General features: G+C 68.1%; 24 protein-coding genes, 1 tRNA gene and 1 other RNA gene. 15 read left to right on the top strand and 11 right to left on the bottom strand.

What is annotated here, in order from left to right; all coding sequences use genetic code 11:
• Window positions 1–30 precede the first annotated feature (30 nt).
• Window positions 31–104, top strand: a tRNA-Met gene (locus HF999_RS08220).
• 60 nt (window positions 105–164) lie between these two features.
• Here the strand turns inward: HF999_RS08220 and HF999_RS08225 are convergent.
• Window positions 165–1,058: an LLM class flavin-dependent oxidoreductase gene (locus HF999_RS08225; RefSeq protein WP_168545403.1), complete on the bottom strand. Its 894-nt coding sequence runs from the start codon at window positions 1,056–1,058 to the stop codon at window positions 165–167.
• A 96-nt stretch (window positions 1,059–1,154) separates the two neighbouring features.
• Here HF999_RS08225 and HF999_RS08230 point away from each other — a divergent pair, with 96 nt between their 5' ends.
• Entirely contained in the window at window positions 1,155–2,393 is a 1,239-nt protein-coding gene (locus HF999_RS08230; RefSeq protein WP_312854063.1) for an adenylate/guanylate cyclase domain-containing protein, read from the top strand.
• Between the two features lie 19 nt (window positions 2,394–2,412).
• On the opposite strand, the gene HF999_RS08235 is transcribed toward HF999_RS08230, so the two are convergent.
• Window positions 2,413–2,799, bottom strand: coding sequence for a DUF3060 domain-containing protein (locus tag HF999_RS08235; protein WP_168545404.1), 387 nt, complete (start codon window positions 2,797–2,799; stop codon window positions 2,413–2,415).
• A 199-nt stretch (window positions 2,800–2,998) separates the two neighbouring features.
• Here HF999_RS08235 and HF999_RS08240 point away from each other — a divergent pair, with 199 nt between their 5' ends.
• Both HF999_RS08240 and HF999_RS08245 read left to right on the top strand, forming a co-directional pair.
• Window positions 2,999–3,952, top strand: coding sequence for a sulfite exporter TauE/SafE family protein (locus HF999_RS08240; RefSeq protein WP_168545405.1), 954 nt, complete (start codon window positions 2,999–3,001; stop codon window positions 3,950–3,952).
• A gap of 41 nt (window positions 3,953–3,993) precedes the next feature.
• Window positions 3,994–4,470 carry a GNAT family N-acetyltransferase gene (locus tag HF999_RS08245; RefSeq protein ID WP_168545406.1) on the top strand — a complete coding sequence of 159 codons (477 nt, stop codon included), beginning with the start codon at window positions 3,994–3,996 and terminating at the stop codon, window positions 4,468–4,470.
• Here HF999_RS08245 and HF999_RS08250 read toward each other — a convergent pair.
• The 4 genes from HF999_RS08250 to HF999_RS08265 form a co-directional block, all read right to left on the bottom strand.
• The gene (locus HF999_RS08250; RefSeq protein ID WP_312854064.1) at window positions 4,433–5,743 is read right to left on the bottom strand and encodes an MFS transporter; all 1,311 of its coding nucleotides are present in this window, start codon (window positions 5,741–5,743) and stop codon (window positions 4,433–4,435) included. The two genes, HF999_RS08245 and HF999_RS08250, sit on opposite strands and share 38 nt — an antisense overlap.
• Before the next feature lie 98 nt (window positions 5,744–5,841).
• Window positions 5,842–6,165 carry a transglycosylase family protein gene (locus HF999_RS08255; RefSeq protein WP_168545408.1) on the bottom strand — a complete coding sequence of 108 codons (324 nt, stop codon included), beginning with the start codon at window positions 6,163–6,165 and terminating at the stop codon, window positions 5,842–5,844.
• A 494-nt stretch (window positions 6,166–6,659) separates the two neighbouring features.
• The gene (locus HF999_RS08260) at window positions 6,660–7,409 is read right to left on the bottom strand and encodes a helix-turn-helix domain-containing protein (RefSeq protein WP_168545409.1); all 750 of its coding nucleotides are present in this window, start codon (window positions 7,407–7,409) and stop codon (window positions 6,660–6,662) included.
• Between the two features lie 92 nt (window positions 7,410–7,501).
• Window positions 7,502–9,715: an MMPL family transporter gene (locus HF999_RS08265; protein WP_168545410.1), complete on the bottom strand. Its 2,214-nt coding sequence runs from the start codon at window positions 9,713–9,715 to the stop codon at window positions 7,502–7,504.
• A 168-nt stretch (window positions 9,716–9,883) separates the two neighbouring features.
• Here HF999_RS08265 and HF999_RS08270 point away from each other — a divergent pair, with 168 nt between their 5' ends.
• Window positions 9,884–11,131 carry a DUF418 domain-containing protein gene (locus HF999_RS08270; protein WP_168545411.1) on the top strand — a complete coding sequence of 416 codons (1,248 nt, stop codon included), beginning with the start codon at window positions 9,884–9,886 and terminating at the stop codon, window positions 11,129–11,131.
• 80 nt (window positions 11,132–11,211) lie between these two features.
• On the opposite strand, the gene HF999_RS08275 is transcribed toward HF999_RS08270, so the two are convergent.
• The 3 genes from HF999_RS08275 to hisN form a co-directional block, all read right to left on the bottom strand.
• On the bottom strand, window positions 11,212–12,450 hold the full coding sequence (locus HF999_RS08275) for an acyl-CoA dehydrogenase family protein (protein WP_168545412.1): 1,239 nt from the start codon (window positions 12,448–12,450) through the stop codon (window positions 11,212–11,214).
• A 32-nt stretch (window positions 12,451–12,482) separates the two neighbouring features.
• Window positions 12,483–13,859: an acyl-CoA dehydrogenase family protein gene (locus HF999_RS08280; protein WP_168545413.1), complete on the bottom strand. Its 1,377-nt coding sequence runs from the start codon at window positions 13,857–13,859 to the stop codon at window positions 12,483–12,485.
• Window positions 13,860–13,992: 133 nt separating this feature from the next.
• The gene (gene hisN / locus HF999_RS08285; RefSeq protein ID WP_168545414.1) at window positions 13,993–14,805 is read right to left on the bottom strand and encodes a histidinol-phosphatase; all 813 of its coding nucleotides are present in this window, start codon (window positions 14,803–14,805) and stop codon (window positions 13,993–13,995) included.
• A 62-nt stretch (window positions 14,806–14,867) separates the two neighbouring features.
• On the opposite strand from hisN, the gene HF999_RS08290 reads away from it, so the two are divergent.
• The 8 genes from HF999_RS08290 to ssrA all read left to right on the top strand — a co-directional run bounded on the left by HF999_RS08290 (window position 14,868) and on the right by ssrA (window position 20,787).
• Window positions 14,868–15,260 carry a hypothetical protein gene (locus HF999_RS08290; protein ID WP_168545415.1) on the top strand — a complete coding sequence of 131 codons (393 nt, stop codon included), beginning with the start codon at window positions 14,868–14,870 and terminating at the stop codon, window positions 15,258–15,260.
• 2 nt (window positions 15,261–15,262) lie between these two features.
• Window positions 15,263–16,378: a peptide chain release factor 2 gene (gene prfB / locus HF999_RS08295; protein WP_168545416.1), complete on the top strand. Its 1,116-nt coding sequence runs from the start codon at window positions 15,263–15,265 to the stop codon at window positions 16,376–16,378.
• Window positions 16,368–17,273 carry a mechanosensitive ion channel family protein gene (locus HF999_RS08300; RefSeq protein WP_168545417.1) on the top strand — a complete coding sequence of 302 codons (906 nt, stop codon included), beginning with the start codon at window positions 16,368–16,370 and terminating at the stop codon, window positions 17,271–17,273. Before prfB ends, HF999_RS08300 begins: the two co-directional genes overlap by 11 nt.
• A complete protein-coding gene (locus HF999_RS08305; protein WP_168545418.1) occupies window positions 17,270–17,839 on the top strand; it encodes an Rv3103c transmembrane domain-containing protein in 570 nt (189 codons plus the stop codon). Before HF999_RS08300 ends, HF999_RS08305 begins: the two co-directional genes overlap by 4 nt.
• A 27-nt stretch (window positions 17,840–17,866) precedes the next feature.
• Window positions 17,867–18,556 (top strand): cell division ATP-binding protein FtsE, encoded by a 690-nt coding sequence (gene ftsE / locus HF999_RS08310; RefSeq protein ID WP_168545419.1) that lies wholly within the window; start codon window positions 17,867–17,869, stop codon window positions 18,554–18,556.
• 53 nt (window positions 18,557–18,609) lie between these two features.
• Entirely contained in the window at window positions 18,610–19,515 is a 906-nt protein-coding gene (ftsX, locus tag HF999_RS08315) for a permease-like cell division protein FtsX (protein ID WP_168545420.1), read from the top strand.
• Window positions 19,516–19,619: 104 nt separating this feature from the next.
• Complete coding sequence (gene smpB / locus HF999_RS08320; protein ID WP_168545421.1) at window positions 19,620–20,099, top strand: SsrA-binding protein SmpB; 480 nt, start codon at window positions 19,620–19,622, stop codon at window positions 20,097–20,099.
• Window positions 20,100–20,416: 317 nt separating this feature from the next.
• Window positions 20,417–20,787, top strand: a transfer-messenger RNA (tmRNA) gene (ssrA, locus tag HF999_RS08325).
• A gap of 163 nt (window positions 20,788–20,950) precedes the next feature.
• On the opposite strand, the gene HF999_RS08330 is transcribed toward ssrA, so the two are convergent.
• Entirely contained in the window at window positions 20,951–21,241 is a 291-nt protein-coding gene (locus tag HF999_RS08330) for a hypothetical protein (protein ID WP_168545422.1), read from the bottom strand.
• Window positions 21,242–21,284: 43 nt separating this feature from the next.
• Entirely contained in the window at window positions 21,285–22,460 is a 1,176-nt protein-coding gene (locus HF999_RS08335) for a DUF7373 family lipoprotein (protein ID WP_168545423.1), read from the bottom strand.
• Between the two features lie 129 nt (window positions 22,461–22,589).
• Between HF999_RS08335 and HF999_RS22180 the strand changes: the two genes are divergently transcribed.
• Together HF999_RS22180 and HF999_RS08345 are read left to right on the top strand one after the other, a co-directional pair.
• Window positions 22,590–22,907, top strand: a complete 318-nt coding sequence (locus HF999_RS22180; RefSeq protein ID WP_210733588.1) for a transposase — start codon at window positions 22,590–22,592, stop codon at window positions 22,905–22,907.
• Entirely contained in the window at window positions 22,904–23,293 is a 390-nt protein-coding gene (locus HF999_RS08345) for a hypothetical protein (protein ID WP_210733589.1), read from the top strand. The genes HF999_RS22180 and HF999_RS08345 overlap by 4 nt, the downstream gene beginning before the upstream one ends.
• Window positions 23,294–23,427: the final 134 nt, after the last annotated feature.

Below are 23,427 nucleotides of genomic sequence, written 5' to 3' on the forward strand. Positions count from 1 at the left end.
AGCCTTCCAGTAACGTTGTGTTCACACCGACGCGGGGTGGAGCAGCTCGGTAGCTCGCTGGGCTCATAACCCAGAGGTCGCAGGTTCAAATCCTGTCCCCGCTACTAGTCGAAAGGCCCCCGGAGAAATCCGGGGGCCTTTCGCATTCCCTGGTGACGCCGGGGTCAGCGGGACGCGCGCACTTCGGCCACCCGCTGCCGCACGGCGGGAGCGACCTCCTCGACGAAACGGCGGCACTGTTCGTAGTCGTCGTCCTCGGCGCCGAAGACGAAGGTGTCCATCCCGGTATCCACGACGAGGCCGGTCAGCCAGTCGGTCCACTGGTCGACGGTGCCGTGGAACATCTCGTCCGACGGAGCATCGTCGATCGACCCGAAGATGTTGTAGAGCCGCCGGATCGACGCGGGGTCCCGGCCCGCGTCACGCGCACCGTCGTCGATGGCCTCCTGCCGTTCGGGCAGGGCCGGGGGCGGGAAGAAGGAGTTCGACGGTGCCCACCCGTCCGCGTGGCCGCCCAGGTACCGCAGCAGCTTCGGGCCGCCGACGCCCAACCAGATACCGATGTCGTGGGCGGGGCGCGGGCCGGGGTGCACCCCGTCGAGACGGTAGTGCTCGCCGGCGAAGCGCACGGACCGCTCGCCGGACCACATCAGCCGGATGACCTCGACGGCGTCCTTGAGCGCGCCGGCGGCCTCGCCGGGTGTGCGCTCCGGCCCGCCCATCGCCGCGATCGCGGGCCAGACCGCGCCGGCCCCGAGGCCGAGCTCGAACCGGCCCTCGGACAACAGATCCAGCGTCGCCGCGGCCTGCGCCATGACGGCGGGTGGGCGCAGCGGGAGGTTGGCCACGTCGGGGAAGACACGGACCTCCTCCGTGCGGTCGAGCAGCGCGCCGATCAGCGTGAAGGTGTCGACGAAGTCCTTCTGGTACGGGTGGTCCTGGATGCCGAGGAATTCGATCTTGCCGTCGGCGAGATCGGCCAATGCGAAGCAGTTGTCCAGCGCGGCGGTGGCCGGGGTGACGAAGAGTCCGAACTCGACGGGGCGCAAGTAGTCCATGGGACGAGCCTAGGCTCCGACCGCGGGCCCGGCGGCGATACCGGCCATCCGCGCGGATCGGCGCCGTGCACGGCGCGACCTGGCTACGCTCGGCGTGTGCCGGCCAGTGCAGAGTTCCGGTCGTGGTGCGCCGCGGGAGGATACGACCAGCGGTCGATCCCCGAGCGGGACCGCCGCGGCCTACGCCTGGTGTCGCTCGCGGCGTACGCCTCCGCGGCGGTGAGCTTCGGGTTCGCCGTGATCGGGTTCGTCTTCGGCGGTCCGCACGAGGTGACGATCGTCAACCTCGTCTCCGGCGCAGCGCTCGCCGTCGTCCCGGCCCTGCGCCGCTTCGGTCGGTGGGTGCCGCACGCGAGCTTCTTCGTCGTCGCCGTGATCACGCTGTGGACCCTGTGCACGATCCTCGGCGAGGGGGTCGGGCTGCTGTACTACTACCTGGTCATGGCGGTGGGCGTCCCGATGATCGTGGGTGTCCGGCGGCTCGTCGCCGCTGCCGTGGTCGTGGTCGTGTGCCTCGGCGCCATGATCTACCTGCACTTCACCGTGCCCGACGACACGGGCCTCGTGCCGCACTGGTTCGCCGTCACCGGATTCGTCGTCAACGTGATCGCGGCCGCGGTTCTGGCGGTGGCGATCGTCGGTTCCGGGCTGTTCCAGACCGAGCGCGCGGAGACGGCGCTCGCGGAGGAGCTGCGCAGGTCGGAAGCGCTCCTGAACAACATCCTGCCGCGCTCGGTCGCGGAGCGGCTCAAGCAGCCGGACCACGTGGAGGTCGCGGACTCCTACGACGATGCGTCGGTGCTGTTCGCCGACATCGCCGGATTCACGGAGATGTCCAGCCACACCGCGCCCGCGGACGTGGTGCGCTACCTCGACCGGCTGTACACGACCCTCGACGCGCTCGTGGAGCGGCACGGGCTCGAGAAGATCAAGACCACGGGCGATTCCTACATGGTGGTCAGCGGAGTGCCCGAGCCGCGCCCCGATCATCTCCAGGAACTCGCCCGGTTCGCGATGGCGCTGCAGGGCGCTGCGGCCGGTGTGCCGAACGCCGACGGCAGGGCGACGCCGCTGCGGATCGGGCTCGCCGACGGTCCCGTCGTGGCCGGGATCGTCGGGTCGAAGAAGTTCTTCTTCGACGTCTGGGGCGACGCGGTCAACGTCGCGTCCCGGATGGAGTCGACCGGGGTGGTCGACCGGATACAGGTCACGGCGTCCGTACACGAGCGCCTCGCGGGGGAGTTCGCGTTCGAGGAGCGCGGCGTCATCGCGGTCAAGGGCAAGCCGGACCTAAGGACGTGGTTCCTCCTCGGTGAGCGGACCGACGGGCACTAGTGGCCCCGCGCTCGCGGCGTCAGCACTGGTACGAGTTGTCCGCGCCGATCGACTTCACGGTGGGCTTGCGGGCGCCGGTGCAGGTGATCGTATTGTCGTGACCGCTCACCTCGACGGACGAGGCCGATCCCAGCTTGATCGAGTTGCCGCTGCCGATCAGCTTCAGGCGCGTCACATCGCGGAAGGTGAGGGTGTTGTCGTGGCCGCTGACCTCGACCCGCTTGCAGTTCGACGTGAACACGATCGAGTTGTCCGTGCCGATGAGCCTCACGTCGTCGTTGCACGCCAGGGTACGGACCTGGTCGTGTCCGTTGAGCTCGATCGCGGCGGAGGCCATCGGGGTGACGGTGACGGTGGCGGCGGCGAGCGCAGTGGTGGCGAGGACGATTCGGGTCAGGGCGCGCATGTTCGGTCGACCTTCTGCAACGGTGTAAAGGAACGAATCGGACGATATCAGGCACGGTCGGCTGCGGATTCGCGTTCAGGTCCCGTTCACCGCCCGGTCGCCATTGTGATCATCGTGAGTGGGACCGTTCCGCCGAATGCCCGGCGGCGGCAGAGTGACTCGTCACAGCCCGTCCGCCAGGCCCACAGGAGACCCTCCCATGCCCACCCTCGTCATCGTCGCCCTCGTGGGGCTGCTCGGTCAGCTCGTCGACGGCAGTCTCGGCATGGCCTTCGGCGTCACCGCGACGACCTTCCTGGTCGCCCTCACGACGCTCTCGCCCGCCGCGATCAGCGCGACGATCCATCTCGCCGAGATCGGTACCAGCGCGGTGTCCGGCGCCTCGCACTGGCGGTTCGGCAATGTCGACTGGAAGGTGGTGCGGCGCATCGGAATTCCGGGCGCGATCGGCGCGTTCGCCGGCGCGACGGTGTTGTCCAACCTGTCGACGGAGATCGCCAAGCCGTTGATGGCCGTGATCCTGCTGCTGCTCGGCCTGTACGTGCTGTTGCGCTTCACCTTCCGCGGCATCGACACCAAGAACCTCGGCAAGCCGCTCAAGTCGCGGTTCCTCGCGCCGCTGGGCCTGTTCGGCGGCTTCGTCGATGCCACCGGAGGCGGTGGCTGGGGCCCCGTCGGGACGCCGGCGCTACTGGCATCGGGCCGGATGGAGCCGCGCAAGGTGGTCGGCACGATCGACACCAGCGAGTTCCTCATCGCGCTCGCCGCATCGCTCGGTTTTCTCGCCAACCTCGGTGGTGCGGGCGTCAACTTCGCCTATGCGGGAGCCATCCTGCTCGGCGGGGTGATCGCCGCGCCGGTCGCGGCCTGGCTGGTACGGCACTTCCCGCCGCGCCTGCTCGGCGCCTCGGTCGGCGGACTGATCGTGCTCACCAACGCGCGCACCCTGATGGGCAAGAGCGCCCTGGGCCTGGACCCCGGTGTGCAGCGCGCGGTCTACATCCTCATCGTGGCGGGGTGGATCGCGGCCTTCGCCTACTCCTTCGTGCAGTACCGACGCGACGCGGTGCTCGAGTCGGTGGACTCCATCGGCGAGCTCGCCGCCCGCAACGCGAGTGCCGGCGAGGATGCGAAGGCGCCCGTGCCGGCCTGATCCTCCACACGTGCATCCCGCGATGCCCGTACGGTGGGCGCATGGACGTGTGGATCGGTGACCCCGCGCGAGACGCGTCGCGTGTCGCGGCACTGCGGACCGCATGGTCGGCCACGTCGGGGGAGGGGCCGGTGCCCGACGACGACACCCTCACGGACCGGATCCGCGAGTGGTGGGAGTACGACCGTCGCACGGTGTTCCTCGCGGGTGAGTACTCGCTCACGGGCGGCGGCGTCTCGGGCATGATCTCGTTGCACGAGTACCGGCGGATGCCCACGCCCGGTGCCGATTCCAGTTCCTGGGGCTATGTCGGGCACCTGTTCGTGTTCCCGGCGGTGCGGCGGGAGGGATACGGCCGCGCACTGATCGACGCGGTACAGCAGGAGGCGCGCGAGCGCGGCTACCGCCGCCTCGTGGTCGCGCCGAGTGACATGGCCGCCGGACTGTTCCACCGCAACGGTTTCCGGGCGGCGGATGAACTCATGGTGTGGGAGCCGGACTCCGCGACCACGTCGTGAGGGACCGCGGCCCGGCACCCCGGTCCAGGGCGCGGACGAGGATCCAACAGCCGATGCCGGACAGGACCATCCCGATCCCGAAGGTCGCCGCGTAGCCCAGGAGATCACCCGCCGCGCCGCCGGCGAATCCCGCCACTCCCTGTGCGGCCACCACGGCGCACGCGAGCAGGGTGTAGTCGGCGCCCGCGTGCGCCCGCTCGCTGGCGTCCATCATCAGGGTGAACAGCGCGACCGTCGCGGCGCCGCCGAAGACGTGCTCGGTGAGGTTCGCCGCCACCACCATCGGGAACCCGCCCACACCGAGCGCCGCCGTGACGTACAGCCCGATCGTGACGGTCTGCGCGATTCCGCCGACGAGCAGCGCGGCGCGACGTCCGTAGTGGAACGCCCACCACGCCCCGAGCGCCGAGCCCAACAGTGCGCCCGCGGAGCTCAGCGCGCCGGCTACCAGCGCGATCTCCTTGAGGCCGAGGCCGGCGTCGTGCAGGAAGGGCCCTGCGATCGCGGAGACCATGGCGTTGCCGAACTTGTAGGCCGCGAGGAGCGCGATCAGGCCGATCACCCCGGGGCGCCGCAGACGGTGCCACCACGCGACGCTCAGCCCTCCTGCGGGCACGGCCTCGACGGTGGGCACGGCCTCGACGGTGGGCACGGGCTCGACGGTGGGCACGGGCTCGACGGTGGGCACGGACTCGACGGTGGGCGGCGCACCGTCGGGCACCCCCTCCCGGGCCAGGAATACGACGGGGACCGTGCACAGGAGGATGAGGCCGCCCAGGGTGAGCAGGAGGACCCGCCAGCCGCCGTCGGCGTAGATCCAGAGCAGCCCGCCGCCACCGGCGATCATGCCGAGGCGGTACGCACCCGTCTGGATGCCGTTGCCGAGGCCGCGCTCGCGGGGGCCGAGCAGGTGGACCGCCAGGCCGTCGGTGGCCACGTCCTGGGTCGCGGAGAGGAGGTTGATCGCCGCGATGGCGACGAACAACCAACGCAGCGATCCGGTGAGGTCCGTGGCGGCGAGGGCGAAGGCGACGCCGGCGGAGCCCAACTGCGTCGCGAGGAGCCACTGCCTGCGGGTGCCGATCCGGTCCACCGCGGGCGCCCAGAGGAACTTGACGCCCCAGGGCAGGTAGAGAACGGAGGTGAGGCTGATGGCGGTCAGCGACAGGCCCGCGTCCCGGAGGAGGACGGGGATCGCCTGGGTGAAGAAGCCGAAGGGCAGACCCTGGGCGAAGTACAGGCCCGTCAGCAGTAGGAGCACGCGCGTTCGCACGCACACGATCATCGCAGAGGGCGCGAACGCGGAAAACGCCTGTGGCGGTCGATCCCATCGGGATCGACCGCCACAGGCGCTATCAGTAAGGGGAGCGGTTAGCCGCGGCCACCGCAGCTCGGCCACGCGCCGATGCCCTGCGAGGCGAGAACGTTCTCGGCCACGCGGATCTGCTCGCTGCGCGAAGCGGTGTGGGGCATGCCCGAACCGCCGTTGGCACGCCACGTCGACGGCGAGAACTGCAGACCGCCGTAGTAGCCGTTGCCGGTGTTGGTGCTCCAGTTGCCACCCGACTCGCAGGCCGCGATGGCGTCCCAGTTCACGCTGCCGGCGTTCGCTGCACCGGTGCCGAAGGCAACGGGAGCGGCGACGATCGCGCCGGTGACGGCCATCATGCCCAGGGTCTTGCGGATGTTCTTCAAGGGGTTCCTTTCGCCGTGCGCATGCCAGGACACAGCCCGATTGGGGCGGAGGTGTCGGGGAAAGACATGGACCGCGCCTTCTCTGTCGGGCACGGCAGTGGGCTGAGGCAGATCACTCAACCGGCTTCGGCGACGTGGTGCGTCGCGCTGGAAGCGGTCCGGCGCCCGAGGACTATGCTCTCGTTTCGGCGGCGGGCCCACACATACGCTGTGGTTCGTGGATTCAGTTTTGTCCCGGTGACCGGGTCGAGATGAACACTAGGGCGCTATCGGCGCGGTGTCACCCCCGCCTCGGGACGGTCGCGGTTTGGTAACGCTTCGGTCACGGTAGCCTGTGAAGAAGGTAGGTCCAGGTCATGATGGGAATCGCCTGCGATAGCTCGCATAGGCAATGACCTGCGGGAAGTGACCGTAATCACACGGCGAATGTGGCGCCGGTCACACGATGGCGGCCCCGGAACGGCGCCGCGGGCGGCGATGCGGATCCTGACGCCTCACGCGGATCCGTCGCGGCTCACCTCGGTCGAGGCCGAATCGGATTGCGACAGTTCGAAGGCTGCCACGAGCGCTCTGACCTGAGCGGGGTTGTACAGCTCGATGATCGCGGTCCGAAGGGCGGCGGAAGCCAGGCCCGGGCTGCCCTTGGACTGGGTGAGTGAGTCCTTCATCCAGGGCAACCGCTTCTGGTCGCGCGCGATGTCGTGGGCGAGGCGGCGCGCGACCTCGTCGATCTGATCGTCCTCGGCCTCCGGAGTGAGGGCGTTGAACATCTCGTCGGTGGCATTGTCCTCGCTCAGGAGCGTGTTGAAATCCTCCAGCGCCTCCGGCTCGAAAACCCGCGCGAGCACGGTGATCAGGTTGCGGTCTCGCTCGGAGAGCCGTTCGGCGACCTGTTGGAACGGCGACGGTGTGTCAAGGGGCGCACGGTATTCGAGGACGATCGCGAGCTCCGCGCGGACCTTCTGCAGCCTTTCGATCGTGGCGGCCAGTTCGGCATCGAGGACCTCGATCGCCGCCGCGGGGTTCTCGTCCGCTCGTTCCATGGTGGCGATCTGTGCGAGCGGAACGCCGAGCTCCTTCATGCGTGCGATCTGCAGCACCCGCACGAGATGGGCGGTGCCGTACTGCTTGTATCCGTTCGGCGCACGGTCCGGCTCATCGAGCAGGCCGATCCCGTGGTAGTGGCGGATCGCCTTCACCGTGGTTCCGGACAGTTCGGCGAGCTGCCGTGTGCTCCAACCCATCTCGATACCTCGACTCTATCGGTTGCGTGGACTGCCGCCCCGGGTCCGCCCGGTGGACTCGTGCCGGACCCGGGTTCAAGCATATGGATCCCTCAGTGCCCTGGGTACTCCGCTGCGGCATCGGCGGGCTCGGTGCGCAGGTTCTCACCCTCGACGTCGATCCGGGGCAGTATCCGCTCGAGCCATCCCGGCATCCACCAGGCGCGGTCGCCCAGCAGGGCCATCGCGGTGGGCATGATCACCATGCGCACGAGGAAGGCGTCGAAGATGATCGCCGCGGCCATCGAGAAGCCCATCAGCTTGAGGAAGGTCTCGTTCGAGAGCGTGAAGCCGGCGAAGACGGAGATCATGATCAGCGCGGCGGCGGTGATCACGCGGGCACCGGCGCCGTAGCCGGTACGGATCGCATCGAGCGGCGCGGCGCCGTGGTGGTACTCCTCGCGCATGCGACTGACGAGGAAGACCTGATAGTCCATGGCGAGGCCGAAGACGATGCCGATGAGGAAGATCGGCATGAACACCATGATCGGGCCCTGGTCCTCGGGTTTGATCCAGCCAAGCCAGCCGTTCTGGAAGAACCCCACGGTGGCGCCGAAGGTGGCGGCGATCGACAGCAGGAAGCCGAGCGATGCGATCAACGGAATGATCACGGAGCGGAAGACGATCATCAGCAGGATGAAAGCCAGGCCGACCACCACGATCAGATAGAGCGGCAGCTTGCCGGTCAGCGCGCTGGAGAAGTCCGCGTTGATCGCGGCCGCACCGCCGATGCCCACGTAGGAATGCGTCGACGACTCGATATCGCTCGCCATCGATCGCATCTGCGCGAGCAGATCGCCCGTCTCGCGGCTCGCGGGGCCGTGGTCCGGGATGACGATGAACTGTGCGGCGTCCTGCGCGGCGTTGGGCACGGGGCCGATGACGCCGTGATCGGAGATGTGATCCATCGTGGCCAGACGATCCTTGACCAGCACCGACGCCTTCGCCATGCCCGCGGCATCATCGGCCGCGATCACCACCAGCAGCGGCGACGACTTCCCGGCGCCGAACGCGTCCCGCTCGATCTTCGCGGCGGCCTTGTCGGACTGCGTCGTCGCGTCCAGGCCCAGCTGCAGCTGCGAGATCGGTAGTGCGGCGAGGATCAGCGCGAGCGCGGCGACGATCAGGTACGGCAGTGGACGTTTCGTCAGCTCCACCCCGACCCGGTGTCCGATGGTCGGGCCGGACGAACGTTCCGGCGTCCAGAGCAGCGGCAGGCGCGGCGTGAACGCGAACGACTTGAACAGCCCCAGCAGCGCCGGTAGCACGGTCAGCGCCACCAGCACTGCCATCACCACGGTCACCGCGGCGCCGAGACCCATCTGCGCCAGGAAGGACATGCCGGTCAGGTTCAGCGCCACCAGTGCGATGACGACGGTGGCGCCGGCGAAGACCACCGCGGAGCCCGCTGTACCGACCGCCACACCGGCGGCGTGCGCGCGATCGGTGGTCCTCGTCGCCTCGTACCGGTACCGGGAGATGACGAACAGCGAGTAGTCGATACCGACGGCGAGCCCGATCATCGTCGCGAGGCCGGTGGTCGAGGTCCCCAGTGTCATGAACGCGGTGCCGATCGCGATCACCGATGTCGACAACATGATTCCCACGATCGCGGCGACCAGTGGCATCGCGGCGGCGAGCAGCGAAGCGAAGGTGATGATCATGACCACGATCGCCACGACCACGCCGATCAACTCGGCGGGCGGCTCGGCGACCTTCTCGTTGGCGCCGCCCGCGCTCTCGACCGTCAGACCCGCCGCACGACCGATCTCCTTGGCCTCGGTGACGGTGTCGATCGATGCCTGCGTGACACCGTTGTCCGCACCACTGGGCTTGGCGTCCAGGGTCAGTTTGATCAGTGCGACCGTGCCATCGGGGCTCAGTCCCTCAGCGGCGGCGGGGCCTCTGGTGGGATCGACGATCGCGGCGCGCGTCTCGTCGGTCAGCTGCGGAATCTGGCGCAGCTTCGCAATCACCTTCTGCACCGCGGCGTTGCCGGCGCCCTGATCCAGCCGTTGTCCGTCGGTGGACTGCACGACGATCGTGGCGGGCACACCGGGCTGCCCGGCCTGATCGGGGAATCGCTCGACCAGCTTCTCCTGCGCAGTGACGGCAGCGCTGCCCGGGATCTCGAAGCTGTCCTGGAACGGCTTCGAGATCGCCCCTCCCACCGCACTGAGCGCGATGGCGGCGAGGATCCACACCCCCAGTACCGCCCACCACCGTCGGTAGGAGAACCGACCTATCCGATACAGAAACGACGCCATGAATTCCTCCGCGTGTGCAGCACCCGATCTCCCGCTGAGGCCGGTGCGTTGACTGGCGCCAGTAGAAACGATGCCCCAGGGGCACGGTCAAGTCGAGACAGCGGTTGCGGGGCCATCGACGTGTCGGGGCTTGACCGTGCCCCCAGGGCACGCTTTACCTTCCCTTGCATGTCCACAGAGAATCGGCAGACGGAGACCTCCGGGCAGGTCGTCGCGGCACCCACATCGGTACGAGCCACGCGCAGCATCGCACCCGATTTCGCCCGCGGCCTGATGCTGGTACTGATCGCGGTGGCGAACGTGCCCTACTTCGTGCTCCACCGTCCGCACGGCGTCGCCGCGCACGCCGCGGAGGGGTCGTGGGCCGATCGGATCGCGCAGACCCTGGCGATCATCGGGATCGACAGCCGCGTCTACCCGATGTTCGCGTTCCTCTTCGGCTACGGCATCGTCCAGATGTACACACGCCAACTCGCCTCGGGCACGACCCCCACGGACGCCCGCCGCCTATTACGGCGCCGCCATTTGTGGATGATCGCCTTCGGCTTCGTCCACGCCGCACTGCTCTGGTTCGGCGACATCATCGGCGCCTACGGCATCGCCGGCCTGCTCCTGGTGTGGCTCTTCCTCGATCGGCCGGACCGCACCGTGAAGATCTGGATCGGCGTCTTCGTCTCGATCCCCGCGCTGCTGACCGTCGGATCACTCACCGCCGGGCTCCTCGGGTACTCGGCGCCGCCCAGCACGGGCACCGGGGCGGCGGCCGGACCCGAACGAGTCAACGAGACCGCCGGATACCTCGACGCGGTTCTCGCCCGGATCGAAGGCTGGGCCGTCTACATCCTCCCCGCGGCACTGCTCGGATTCATCATCCTTCCCGCCATCCTCCTCGGCATGCTCGCAGCACGGCACCAGGTCCTCGACCGACCGAGGAATCACATCCCCCTCCTCAAGCGCGTCGCATCCGTCGGCATCACCGTCGGCGTGCTGACCGCGTTGCCACTGGCCCTGCTCAACCTCGACGCCCTCGGGATCAACCGCGACGAGAGCTGGATCCTGCTGCCGCTCCACACACTCGGCGGTCTCCTCGGGGGCCTCGGCTACGTGGCGGCCTTCGGCCTGATCGCAGCCCACCTCGAGAACCACCGGGACAAGCTCCGAGCGGGCTCCTTCCCCTGGGCCGTACAGGCTCTCGGCAAGAGGTCGATGAGCGGCTACATGTTCCAATCCGTCGCGTTCTCGCCGATCCTCGCCGCGTGGGGTCTGGGCCTCGGTGCGCACCTGTCGAGCTGGTCCGCCGCGCTGTACGCCGTCGCGGTCTGGGCCCTGAGCGTGTTCCTCGCCACCAGGCTGGAACTAGTGGGCCGCCGCGGCCCCGCAGAATGGCTGCTCCGACGGCTCGCGTACCCCAGGTAGTCCAGGTGCGCGCCGTCGGGACGCGAGCGGGGCGCCGCCGCGGACCTGCCGCGACGACGCCCCGTCGAACCTCCCCCGGTCTACTTGAGCTGCGAGCTCGTCAGGTCCAGGTGGCGCCGCGCGATGATCAGCTGCTGGATCTGCTGCGTACCCTCGAAGATGTCGAGGATCTTCGAGTCGCGCGCCCACTTCTCGAGCAGCGTCCGCTCCGAGTAACCCAGAGCGCCAGCCAGTTCGACCGCCTTGAGCGTCACGTCCGAGCCGACCCGGCCGGCCTTGGCCTTCGCCATCGACGCGTTCATCGAGTTCGGCAGCTTGTTGTCCGCCATCCAGCCGGACTTCAGCGTGAGCTGATACGCGGCCTCCCAATCGGACTCGAGCCGGATGAACTCCGCGGCCGCGTACGGCAGCGTGTTCACAGGCGCGTCGTAGTCGATGACGATCCCGGCGTTCTCCAGCACGGTGCGCAGCTCCTCGAGCGAGGCCCGCGCGCAGCCGATGGCCATGGCGGCCACCAGGGGGCGGGTGTTGTCGAAGGTCTGCATGACCCCGGCGAAGCCCTTCTCCACGTTCACTTCCGGGCTGCCCAGGATGTTCTCGAACGGGATGCGGCAGTCCTCGAAGCGGATCTCCGCTGTATCGGAGGCACGGATGCCGAGCTTGTGCTCGAGTCGGGCGACGGTGACGCCCGGGTGCTCGCGGGGCACCACGAAGGACTTGATCGCGGCGCGGCCGGCGCTCTTGTCCACGGTCGCCCACACCACGATGTGGTCGGCACGCGAGCCGGAGGTGACGAAGATCTTGGTGCCGTTGAGGACCCACTCGTCGCCGTCGCGGACCGCGGTGGCGGTGACCGCCGCCGAGTCCGAACCGAAGGAGGGCTCGGTGATGGCCATCGAGGCCCACACCTTGCCGAATCGCTCGAGCTGCTCGTCGGTCGCCACCGCCGCGATGGCGGCGTTGCCGAGGCCCTGGTACGGGAACGCGAGCATCAAGCCCGTGTCGCCCCAGCACATCTCGATCGCGTTGACGATCGACTCCATGGTTCCGCCGTTGCGGCTGCCCGCGGTGACGTCCACGGCGGGCTTGGGCTTGTCCTCGTCCTCGCCCTTCTTCCGGTCGCCCGAGGCGGCCGAGGGGGCCTGCCCCGCATCGGCGAGCCCGTCGTAGAGCGCCGCGATGGTGTCGAGCTCCTTGGGGTACTCGTGCTCGGCGAGGTCGTACTTGCGCGAGATGGGACGGAAGATCTCGGCCGCGGCCTGGTGCGACATCTCGGCCGACGCCTTGAGCTTCTTGGGAAGTTCCAGATTGATTGCCATGATGGTTCTTTCGTGTCAGAAGTTCAGGTCGTCTAGAGGACGACGACGCCCTCGGCGATGCCCACTGCGCGCAGGTCGCGGTACCAACGCTCCACCGGATGCTCCTTGGTGAAGCCGTGCCCGCCGAGCAACTGCACGCCGTCGAGGCCGATGCGCATGCCCTTGTCGGTGGCGAACTTCCGCGCCAGCGCGGCCTCACGCGCGAAGGACAGGCCCTGCTCCGCGCGCGCGGCACCGCGCCAGACGAGCAGCTGCAGGCCCTCGACCTCGGTCGCCATGTCCGCGACCGAGAACGCGACGGCCTGACGGTAGGCGATCGGCTCGCCGAAGGCCTCCCGCTCCTTGACGTAGGGGGTCACGTAGTCGAGCACGGCGCGCGAGGTGCCGAGCGCGAGCGCCGACCAACCGAGGCGGGCCAGCCGGACCACGTCGGTGTAGTTCTGCGCGGCGGTGTCGAGGTCGACCTCGCCGAGCAACGCGGTGGACGGGACCTTGACGTTGTTGAGGTTGAGCCGGCCCAACGACGCGGCGCGCAGGCCCATGCTCGGGTCGCCCTCGACGATGACCCCGTCGGTACCGGACTCCACGATGAACAGCGCGGGCTTACCGTCGAGCTCCGCGCCGACGACGAACAGCTCGGCGGTAGCGGCCTGCGGGACCATCGACTTCACGCCGCTCAGGACGTAGCCGCCCGAAGTGCGGGTCGCCTGGGTGCCCAGCGCGAACGGGTCGAACAGTGCGCCCGGCTCGCAGATCACCACGGAGGACTGCGGCACGGATTCGCCCGCGTACTCCTTGAGGTAGGTCTGCTGCTGGCCGTCGGAGCCGAACTGCGAGAGCGCGACCGCCACGCCGCTCGGGGCGAGGATCGGCAGGGCCAGTCCCATGTCGCCGTAGGCGAGGGCCTCCGCCACCAGCGCGTTGGTCACCACTCCGCGCTCGGCGCCGGCACCGTCGAGCTCCTCCGGCACGTTGATCATCGTGATGCCGAGTTCGGTGGCGCGCTCGAGCAGCGACTCGGGGGCCTGGGTGGCCGCGTCCGCGTCGAAGGCCGCGGGCCGGACGATCTCGGCCGCGAAGTCCTTGACCGTGTCGGCGATCATCTGCTGCTCGTCGTCCGGCGTGAGGTCGTAGTTCGACTTGGTGCTCGAGGTCAGGCGCCGGGGCTTGCCGGTGCCGGTGACCACCTTGAAGGTGCGGTTCGCGGCGCCCAGCGCCTTGAAACCGGTCCTCGTGCCCTCATAGGCGACGCGGTTCACCAGGTCCTGGAGACCACGGTTCTGTACGAAGGGCGTCTGGACCACGGCCATCAGGGCGCGGATCAGCTGCCCGGTGGGGTTCCGCCGGATCGGGTTCTTCCCGATGGCGCTGGTGTCCCGGGGATCGGTTGACGTGCTCATCTCCACCATCTCGTCGTCGTGGCGGCGCAGGTCGAGGGGCTGTTCCCGGCGCCCTGGCCGCCAACTTACTCATCAGTCAGATGAGACCTTACTCCTCAGTAAGATATGTGCCAAGGGGTGGGACGAAAGCCGTGTTGCTGTGTCAGTCGGTGAGCCGGCGGAGCACCTGCGGATGCAGGACCGGGTTCGCCGCGACGGCCGAGCCCGCGTGCGGTCCGGGCGTACCGTCGGTGCCCGTGAACAGGCCCCCGGCCTCCCGGACGACGATCTCGACCGCGGCCAGGTCCCAGAGGGAGACCTCGGGCTCCACGGCGATGTCCACCGAGCCCTCGGCCACCATGCAGTAGCTCCAGAAGTCGCCGTAACCGCGCAGTCGCCAGGCATCGGCGGCGAGCGCCAGGAAGCGCTCGCGCGATCCGGCATCGGGGAAGTACGACAGGTCGGAGAAGGAGATCGACGAGTCCGCGATCTCGCGGACGCCCGAGACGGAGATCCGGCGGGGCGCGGCACCGTCGAAGGAGACGAACGCGCCGGCGCCCGCCGAGGCGAACCACCTGCGCTTGAGCGCGGGCGCGGAGACCACGCCGACCACGGGTACTCCGTCCTCGAGTAGCGCGATCAGCGTGGACCACACCGGGACCGCGCGCACGTAGTTCTTGGTGCCGTCGATGGGGTCGACCACCCACTGCCGGCCCTCGAAGACCGGCTCGCCGCCGAACTCCTCGCCGAGCACCGCGTCGCCCGGGCGCTCCGCGGCGAGCCGCTCGCGGATGAGCGTCTCGGTGGCGAGATCGGCGTCCGAGACGGGCGTCAGGTCGGGCTTGGCGTCCACCCGCAGATCCAGCGCGCCGAACCGTGCCATGGTCAGCGCGTCGGCGGCGTCCGCCAGCGCCAGGGCCAGCGTCAGGTCGGGGTTCAGGGCGGGATCCGGGGAGTTCGACGGTGCGCTCGACATGCGAGAACGGTAGCGGAGTCGTACTACGGGCGCGGGGTGGTCCCCGTCGGTAATCTGGACATATGGAATGGATCTGGGTGCTCATGCTCGCCGCGATGCTGGGTGCGCTCGTCGTCATGTGGCAGCGCTCCAAGCGCGGGACGCTCGGCGCCGCGCCCGCGGGCCCGGGAATGGAGGACGGGACGCTCACGCTCAGCGGGGTCAGCCCGCGGCCGCTCGAGGCGGATCAGAAGGGGCAGGCCTTCGTCACGGTCTCCGGTTCGATCGTGGGCCCGACCACGGCGCCCACGCACGTGTACCGGCGGCTCGTCGTCGACTTCGCGGAGCGCTGGCCGGAGGTGGGCGACAGGCTGCCGGTGTACTACAAGGTGGGGAAGATCGACAGCTCGTGGCAGTTGGGCAGCCTAACCCCGCCACCGGACTCCTACGGCGCGCCCGGCCAGTATCCTGAGTGACTGTGCATCCTGACGTAGCCGCAGACATCGAGAGCCTCGCCACCACCCTGCAGACGGTGGAGAAGGTGATCGACCTCGACGAGCTGCGTCGGCGCGTCGACGAACTCGAACACAAGGCCTCCGACCCCGAGCTCTGGAACGACCAGGCCAACGCGCAGCAGGTCACCAGCCAGCTCTCCCACGCGCAGGCCGAGTTGCGTCGCCTCACCGATCTGCGGCAGCGGCTCGACGACCTGCCGGTCCTCTACGAGCTCGCCGAGGCCGAGGAGGGCGAGGACCTCGCCGCCGCACTCGAGGACGCCGACGGGGACCGTGCCCGGCTGCGCGCCGATATCGAGGCCATGGAGGTCAAGACCATGCTGTCGGGCGAGTACGACTCGCGCGATGCGCTGATCAACATCCGTGCGGGCGCCGGCGGCGTCGACGCGGCGGACTGGGCCGAGATGCTCATGCGCATGTACATCCGCTGGGCCGAGAAGCACGGCTACGGCGTGGAGGTCTACGACACCAGCTACGCGGAGGAGGCGGGCCTGAAGTCCGCCACGTTCACCGTCAAGACCGACTACGCGTACGGCACGTTGTCGGTGGAGATGGGCACGCACCGGCTGGTCCGGATCAGCCCGTTCGACAACCAGGGGCGGCGGCAGACCTCCTTCGCCGAGGTCGAGGTCCTGCCGGTGGTCGAGACCACCGACCACATCGACGTCAACGAGAACGACGTCCGGGTGGACGTCTACCGCTCCTCCGGTCCCGGTGGGCAGTCCGTCAACACCACCGACTCCGCGGTGCGGCTCACGCACATCCCCACCGGCATCGTCGTGACCTGTCAGAACGAGAAGAGCCAGTTGCAGAACAAGGTCGCGGCCATGAAGGTGCTGTCCGCGAAGCTGCTCGAGCGCAAGCGGCAGGAGGAGCGCGCCGCTATGGATGCGCTCAGCACGACCGAGGGCGCGTCCTGGGGCAACCAGATGCGTTCCTACGTGCTGCACCCGTACCAGATGGTCAAGGACCTGCGCACGAACTACGAGGTGAACAACCCGTCGGCGGTGCTCGACGGTGACCTGGACGGCTTCATCGAGGCCGGCATCCGCTGGCGGATGCGTGGCGATGACGAGTAGCGCCCTGTACGCGGTCTCCTTCCTGCCGGGATCGTCCGGCTGGCGCTTCTTCCTGTTCGAGCGCGTGCTCCCGATCGCGCTGTGGACCATCGCCGCGATCCTGGCCAACCGGTTCGTCAACTGGTCCTCCGCGCGGGTGACCGTGCGGATCGATTCCCAGTTCCGCAACAGCGACTCACTCGTGCGCTCGGAGTCCGCGAAGCACCAGCACGCCCTGATCCAGGTGGTGAGCTGGGTGGCGATCGCGGCCATCTACTTGTTCGCCGCGTACCAGGTGATCAAGGCCCTCGGCGTGCCCATCAACGCCCTGGTAGCCCCGGCCACCGTCATCGGCGCCGCGCTGGGCTTCGGCGCCCAGCGCGTGGTCCAGGACCTGCTGGCGGGCTTCTTCCTCATCACCGAGCGGCAGTACGGCTTCGGCGACGTGGTCAGCCTCTCGCTCACGGGCGGCTCCACGGCGGAGGGCACCGTCTCCGACGTGACCCTGCGCGTGACCAAGCTGCGCAACACCGACGGCGAGGTCATCACGGTGCCGAACGGGCAGATCGTCAAGGCCACCAACCTCTCGAAGGACTGGGCGCGCGCGGTCGTCGACATCCCGCTGCCGAAGAACGTGGACATGGGCAAGGTCAACGCGCTGCTGCACCGGGTGGGCGAGCGGGCTTACCACGACCCGGTGATGTCGGCGCTGCTGCTCGACGAGCCCTCGCTGATGGGGGTCGAGTCCATCGACCTCGATCAGGTGAACGTCCGCATGGTCGCGCGGACACTGCCGGGCAAGCAGTTCGAGGTGGGTCGTAACCTCCGCGAGCGGATCGTTCGCAGCCTGGCGACAGCGGGGATCGCCGTCGACCCGGTCGCGGACGCCGTCGAGGACGACAAGGAGCCGACGTGACCGACCAGACCCCGAGGGAGTCCACGCCCGACGAGCCCGCCGGTTCCGAGCCGCAGCCGGCCCCCAAGATCATCGCGCCGCCCTTCTGGGACCGCTTGCCGAAGACGATCCCGCACACCCGCGCCCGCACCAGCACCGTGATCTTCTCGGTGCTGTTCATCGGCCTGATGTGGTGGTATCTCACGTTGTACGACGAGTTCGTGCCGAAGGACGTCCAGCAGGGCCGCCAGCCCGTCGCGACGACGACCGCACCCGCCTACACCGAGCCCGCCTACACGCCTCCGCTCACCTCGGAGCGGCGGGTGCCGTCGTCGGCCGCACCGTCGTCCGTTCCGGAGAGCAGTTCCGGGCAGCCCCCGGCCTCCGGCGCACCGTCGACGACGGTGGCCGGCGGCTCCGTCGCGCCCGGGGCGGCACCGTCGGGGGGTACGACGGTGGGCGGGACGACGCCCGGCGGGATCGTCCTGCCCGGCGGTGCGACGGTGCCGCTCCCGGTGCCGGGCGGGCAGAATCCCGAGGCCCCGACCAGTGGCGGCGCACCGACGACCACGGTTCCCGCGAGCTGAGCCTCGACGTCAGTACACTGGGCGACCGTGATCACGCTCCAGAACGTCACGATGAAGTACAAAGCGTCCGCCAGGCCGGCGCTCGATGACCTGTCGGTCGAGATCGGCAAGGGCGAGTTCGCCTTCCTGATCGGGCCGTCGGGTTCGGGCAAGTCGACGTTCTTCCGGCTCCTCCTCAAGGAGGACAAGCCGACGACGGGCGATGTGTACGTGGGCGACTACCACGTGAACAAGCTCTCGAGCCGGCGCGTGCCCCAGCTGCGGCAGTCGCTCGGCTGCGTCTTCCAGGACTTCCGGCTCCTGCAGCAGAAGACGGTGGCCGAGAACGTGGCCTTCGCGCTCGAGGTGATCGGCAAGCCGCGGAACGTGATCGACCGGACGGTGCCGCAGGTGCTGGACTACGTGGACCTCGGTGGCAAGGCGAACCGCATGCCGAGTGAGCTGTCCGGCGGCGAGAAGCAGCGCGTGGCGATCGCCCGCGCGATCGCGAACCGCCCGCTGCTGCTGCTCGCCGACGAGCCGACCGGCAACCTCGATCCCGACACCTCGGCGGAGATCGTGGACGTGCTCGACCGGATCAACCGGGCGGGCACCACCGTGGTGATGGCAACGCACGACCGCCACATCGTCGACTCGATGCGCCGCCGGGTGATCGAGTTCCGGATGGGCGAGATGGTGCGCGACGACGCGACCGGCGTGTACGGGCTGGGCCGCTGACGGCGTCCGCCGCGCCCGCCCACCGACGAACGAAACCGAAGGACTGAATCCACGTGCGTGCCAGTTTCATCACCAGCGAGGTCTTCACCGGCCTGCGCCGGAACGTGAGCATGACGATCGCCATGATCCTCACCACCGCGATCTCGCTCGCCCTGTTCGGAGGCGGCCTGCTCGTGGTGCGGATGGCCGACAAGAGCCAGGACATCTTCCTGCAGCGCGTCGAGATCCAGGTGTTCGTCGACGACAAGGTCGCCGCGGACGATCCGGACTGCCAGAAGGCCGTGTGCCAGGCGATCGAATCGAAGATCAAGGCGCAGCCGGGCGTGGACTCGCTCGACTACATCTCGCAGGACAAGGCGCTCGAGACCGCGAAGACCAAGACCTTCGCCGGTCAGCCCGAGCTCGCCGAGTTGGTGCGCCCCGGCGTGCTGCCCGCCTCCTTCAAGGTGCGGGTCGGCGACGACAAGAAGTTCGCCGCGGTGATCGACGCGGTCAAGGGGCAGCCCGGCGTGTCCGGCGTGCAGGACCAGCGCGAGCTCGTGGAGCGGGTGTTCTCGGTGCTGAACGGCGCGCGCAACGCGGCCTTCTTCGTGGCGCTGATCCAGGCCGTGGCCGCGATCCTGCTGATCGCGAACATGGTCCAGGTGGCCGCGTACACCCGGCGGACGGAGGTGTCGATCATGCGGCTGGTCGGCGCCACCCGCTGGTACACGCAGCTGCCCTTCCTGCTGGAGGCGGTGCTCGCCGCGCTGATCGGCGCGGTGCTCGCGATCGGCGGCCTGTTCGCCGGCAAGACCCTGTTCTTCGACCGGGCTCTCCGGGAGATGTACGGGGTGAACATCCTGGCCAGGATCACCAGTACCGATGTGCTGCTCGTCTCGCCCTGGCTGATCCTCGTGGGCGCCGGGTTCGCCGCCGTCACCGCCTACCTCACCCTGCGGTTCTACGTGCGTGAGTAGCCCCGCGATAAGTCGCTTTCCGCACACCGTCGGATCCCCGTACGATGGAGTGGTTGTCCAGCGTGACCGGCACTCGGTCACGGCGTACAGGAAGGGATCAGGCGATGGCGAAGGAGAAGGGGCGCTCGGTGATCGCGAGCAATCGCAAGGCGCGCCACAACTACGCCATCCTCGACACCTTCGAGGCCGGCGTGGTGCTGGTCGGTACCGAGGTGAAGGCGCTGCGCGAGGGCAAGGCCTCCCTGGTGGACGCCTACGCGACCATCGACGACGGTGAGGTCTGGTTGCGCGGCCTGCACATCCCCGAGTACGGCAGCGGGTCGTGGACCAATCACATGCCGCGCCGCACCCGCAAGCTGCTCATGCACCGGCGCGAGATCGACTCGCTGACCGGGAAGATCCGCGAGGGCAACCAGACGCTGGTGCCCTTGTCGATGTACTTCAACGACGGCCGCGTCAAGGTCGAGCTGGCGCTCGCCAAGGGCAAGCAGGACTACGACAAGCGGCAGGACATCGCCCGGCGCACCGCCGAGCGCGAGTTGGTCCGGGAGCTGGGCCGGCGCGTCAAGGGCATGCGCGGCTAGCTTCTTTTCGACGGTGCGCGGCGTGGCGCGTTGAGTCGGTCGAGTCACGGGCGTTCACTGGGGGCACGAGTTACTGATGTGACTTGTGGGACTCGAGTGAAGGAGCGGATTCATGAGTGTCGAGAACGGGGCGAAGGTCGTTTCGCTGGCGCATCGGGTCGGCGCGGTGCTGCTCACCGTGCTGGTCAACATGAACGCGTCCGCCGCAGGCGTGCGCCTGCGCACCGTCTGAATGATCGTTGGACACCCGACGGTGACGGTGCGGTAGTATGGAGCTTCCACTCCGCAAGGGGTGGGCACCGCGGAAGCGGCGATGAGGGGCCGATCGGTTTCGACTTCGTTTGTTGACGCGGGGGAAGCGTGCCGGTGCAGGCTGGAGACCACCGTAAGCGTCGCGGCAACCAATTAAGCGCCGATTCCAATCAGCGCGACTTCGCTCTCGCTGCCTAAGCAGCCAGGCGAGTCTGTCAGTCCGGGTTCGCCCTCGGCCCGGGTACTGGCATCAGCTAGAGGGATTCACCTCGCGGTGCGGTCGCGGCATCGCGGGGGACATCAAACAGCGACTGGGATCGTCATCCTCGCTCGTCCGTGAGACGAGGAGATCCGAGTAGAGACACAGCGGACTGCGCACGGAGAAGCCCCGTAGAAATAGCGGAGGACCCGGGTTCAATTCCCGGCGGCTCCACGGACCGGTTCTCACCTGAAACACCAGGTGAGAGCCGGTTTTTCTTTGCCTGAGAGGGCATCTGCTGAGGGCAAAGGACTCACAGCGGACTTGCTGGGATTGCAGCGGGCACACAGAAACCCCCATCCGCCGATGTGGCGAATGGGGGTGTCTGTGGGGATTAACGTCAGCGACGCGCCTGACGGATGCCGTAGAAGTACGCCTTGCCATTGGAAGCAGTGAAGCACTTGCGGGAGTTCGCCGGGTAGTTGTCGCGCGCCTGTTCGCAGGTCCATGTTGAGCTGTACGGTCCGATCCTCACCCACTCGTAGGCGGGTGCCGCGCTGGCAGCTCCGCTGCCGACGACTGCGGCTCCGGTGGCGAGCGAACCGGCTATCATGGCACCTGCGAGTAGCTTCTTCACTTCGTTCTCCTGTGGTGTGTCCAGGTCGTTCCCTGGTGATGGGTAGAGCTTCACCTATGGCGCTTAACTGAGCCTTGGGCTGTGGGAAAAGTGCAGGTTAAGAGGGCATCTGCTTCATGATGAGGTACTGCGCTGAGGCTGCCTGCTGCGCCTGCTGAAGGTTCTTACCGCTGACAGACGCGGTGTACCGCCCGCCCGTCCAGACACCGCACCTGAAGCCACCACTGGTCAGCTCGGAGCACCGCGCGTTCTCGCGGGCGATGCCGGGAACTGTCGCCTTGGTGTCGGTCGTCGGTGCAACAAAATCATCGAAGTAGAACCGGGCTGTCTGCTCCGATTTCAGGCGGGTGAGTGTTGCGCCTTGCCTCACGGCGTACTGCTCGATCCCGTATTTGTTGGTTCGTTCGGTGCTGTCCTGCATGATCATCAGGGAGAAGGTGTGGGGGCTGAGGTAGCCGTCGCCGTACCCGACATGGGCAGAAAGCCCCAATACGGACCGATCAACGCCGGGATCAACGCTCAGCGTGTATTTCATCATCGAATCGGCGGTGTCCATCGGCACCTCTGGCACTGCGACAGCCGCGCTCTTCGGTGTTGGCTTGTAGTTCTTGATCTTCTCTACTTGTGCGGCAATGGCTTTCGCTGAAAGTCTGGAGGACTCACCGACCCCGACAACTTCGGCAGCTCCAAGTAGCACCATGTTGCCGCGCACCGTTGCAAGCGTTGTCCAGCGCCGGTTCTCGACGTTCCCGAGCACCACGACCTCGGTGTTGTCAGGTGATCCGTCTGGTGCACCGACGTTGCTCGCTCGGATCGCGATGAGGTCGACGGCACGGCGGGCTTCATCCTCGGTGGCGTACCGGAACGCACCGACTGCGAGCCTGCCGCCTTCGATGCTGCTGGCGGTTGCGACGAATCCGGTCTGAGGCGCGAGGGTCAGCTTGTCTCCTGCGGTGGTGTCCAGCATGCCGCCAGTTCGGGCGGTCGATAGCACTGGCGTTGATCCACTCTTGGGCGTGCTCTTGCTGAACGCCGGATCAATCTCCCAGGGCGCAGGAACGCTGTCCGCCAGCAGGAACGCCTCCTGCTGCCAGGCGTCGGCGGGGGCAACTGCCTTCACCTCGGTGGGGGAGGTCTTGTAGTTTCCGGCGTCCAGTTTCGCGGCTGTTGCTGTCGGGTCGGCTTGCGGCGATCCATCGACGGTGCCACCACACGCGGTCAGTGACGCCAGTACCACGGCTGTTCCCACGCGCGGCAGCAGCTGTCTCCGCATCTTCGTTCCTCCCCAGGATGTTCGTTCGATTGTATCCAGGGTGCAAGAAGCCCCCTGCAACATCCTCGGGACTGCTGCACGGGTAGGTGACATCTGATCTGGCTTGCCTGGGAGGGTGAGCCTGGAAGGATGGCCATCGTGCCTAAGCCCTATCCGAAAGAGTTCCGCGATGATGTGGTCCGGGTTGCCCGGGATCGTGAGAGCGGTGTGACGATCGAGCAGATCGCGAAGGATTTCGGGGTGCACCCGATGACCTTGCAGAAGTGGATGCGTCGCGCCGACATCGACGACGGCAGCAAGCCTGGCATGACGAGCGGGCAGTCCGTGGAGTTGAGGGAGGCGAACAAGCGAATCCGTTTGCTGGAGCAGGAGAATGAGGTTCTGCGACGTGCGGCGGCGTATCTGTCGCAGGCGAATCTGCCGGGAAAAGGTTCTACCCGCTCGTGAAGGAGCTCGCCGCTGACGGGATCCCCGTGGCGGTGTCGTGCCGGGTACTTAAGCTCTCCCGTCAGCCCTATTACCGCTGGCTCAAAGATGCGGTCACCACCGCCGATCGGGTCGAAGCGCAGCGGGCGAATGCCCTGTTCGACGCGCATCGCGATGACCCGGAGTTCGGGTACCGATTCCTCGCCGATGAAGCCGAAGCCGCAGGTCAAACAATGAGTGCGCGCACGGCATGGCGGATCTGCTGCGCCAATGGCTGGTGGTCGAGCTTCGGTAAGAAGCCCGGCCGGGGCGGGAAGAAACCGGGCCCGCCGGTGCACGACGACCTGGTCGAGGGCGTGTCAAATGGTCTGTGTAAGCCCTCCTCACGGAAGGATCACAGGGCATGACGGACTTGGTAGAGACGGTGGAGCAGGAGTTGCCTGAGGCTGCTGCGGCGACCGCGGATGGGCTGGCGGATCGGTTGCGGTCGGCGGAGTCGACCGCGGATGTGGCGGCCGCGTTGAAGGCCTCGGGTGCGGTC

The sequence above is a fragment of the Tsukamurella spumae genome (assembly GCF_012396015.1).
GTDB lineage: Bacteria > Actinomycetota > Actinomycetes > Mycobacteriales > Mycobacteriaceae > Tsukamurella > Tsukamurella spumae.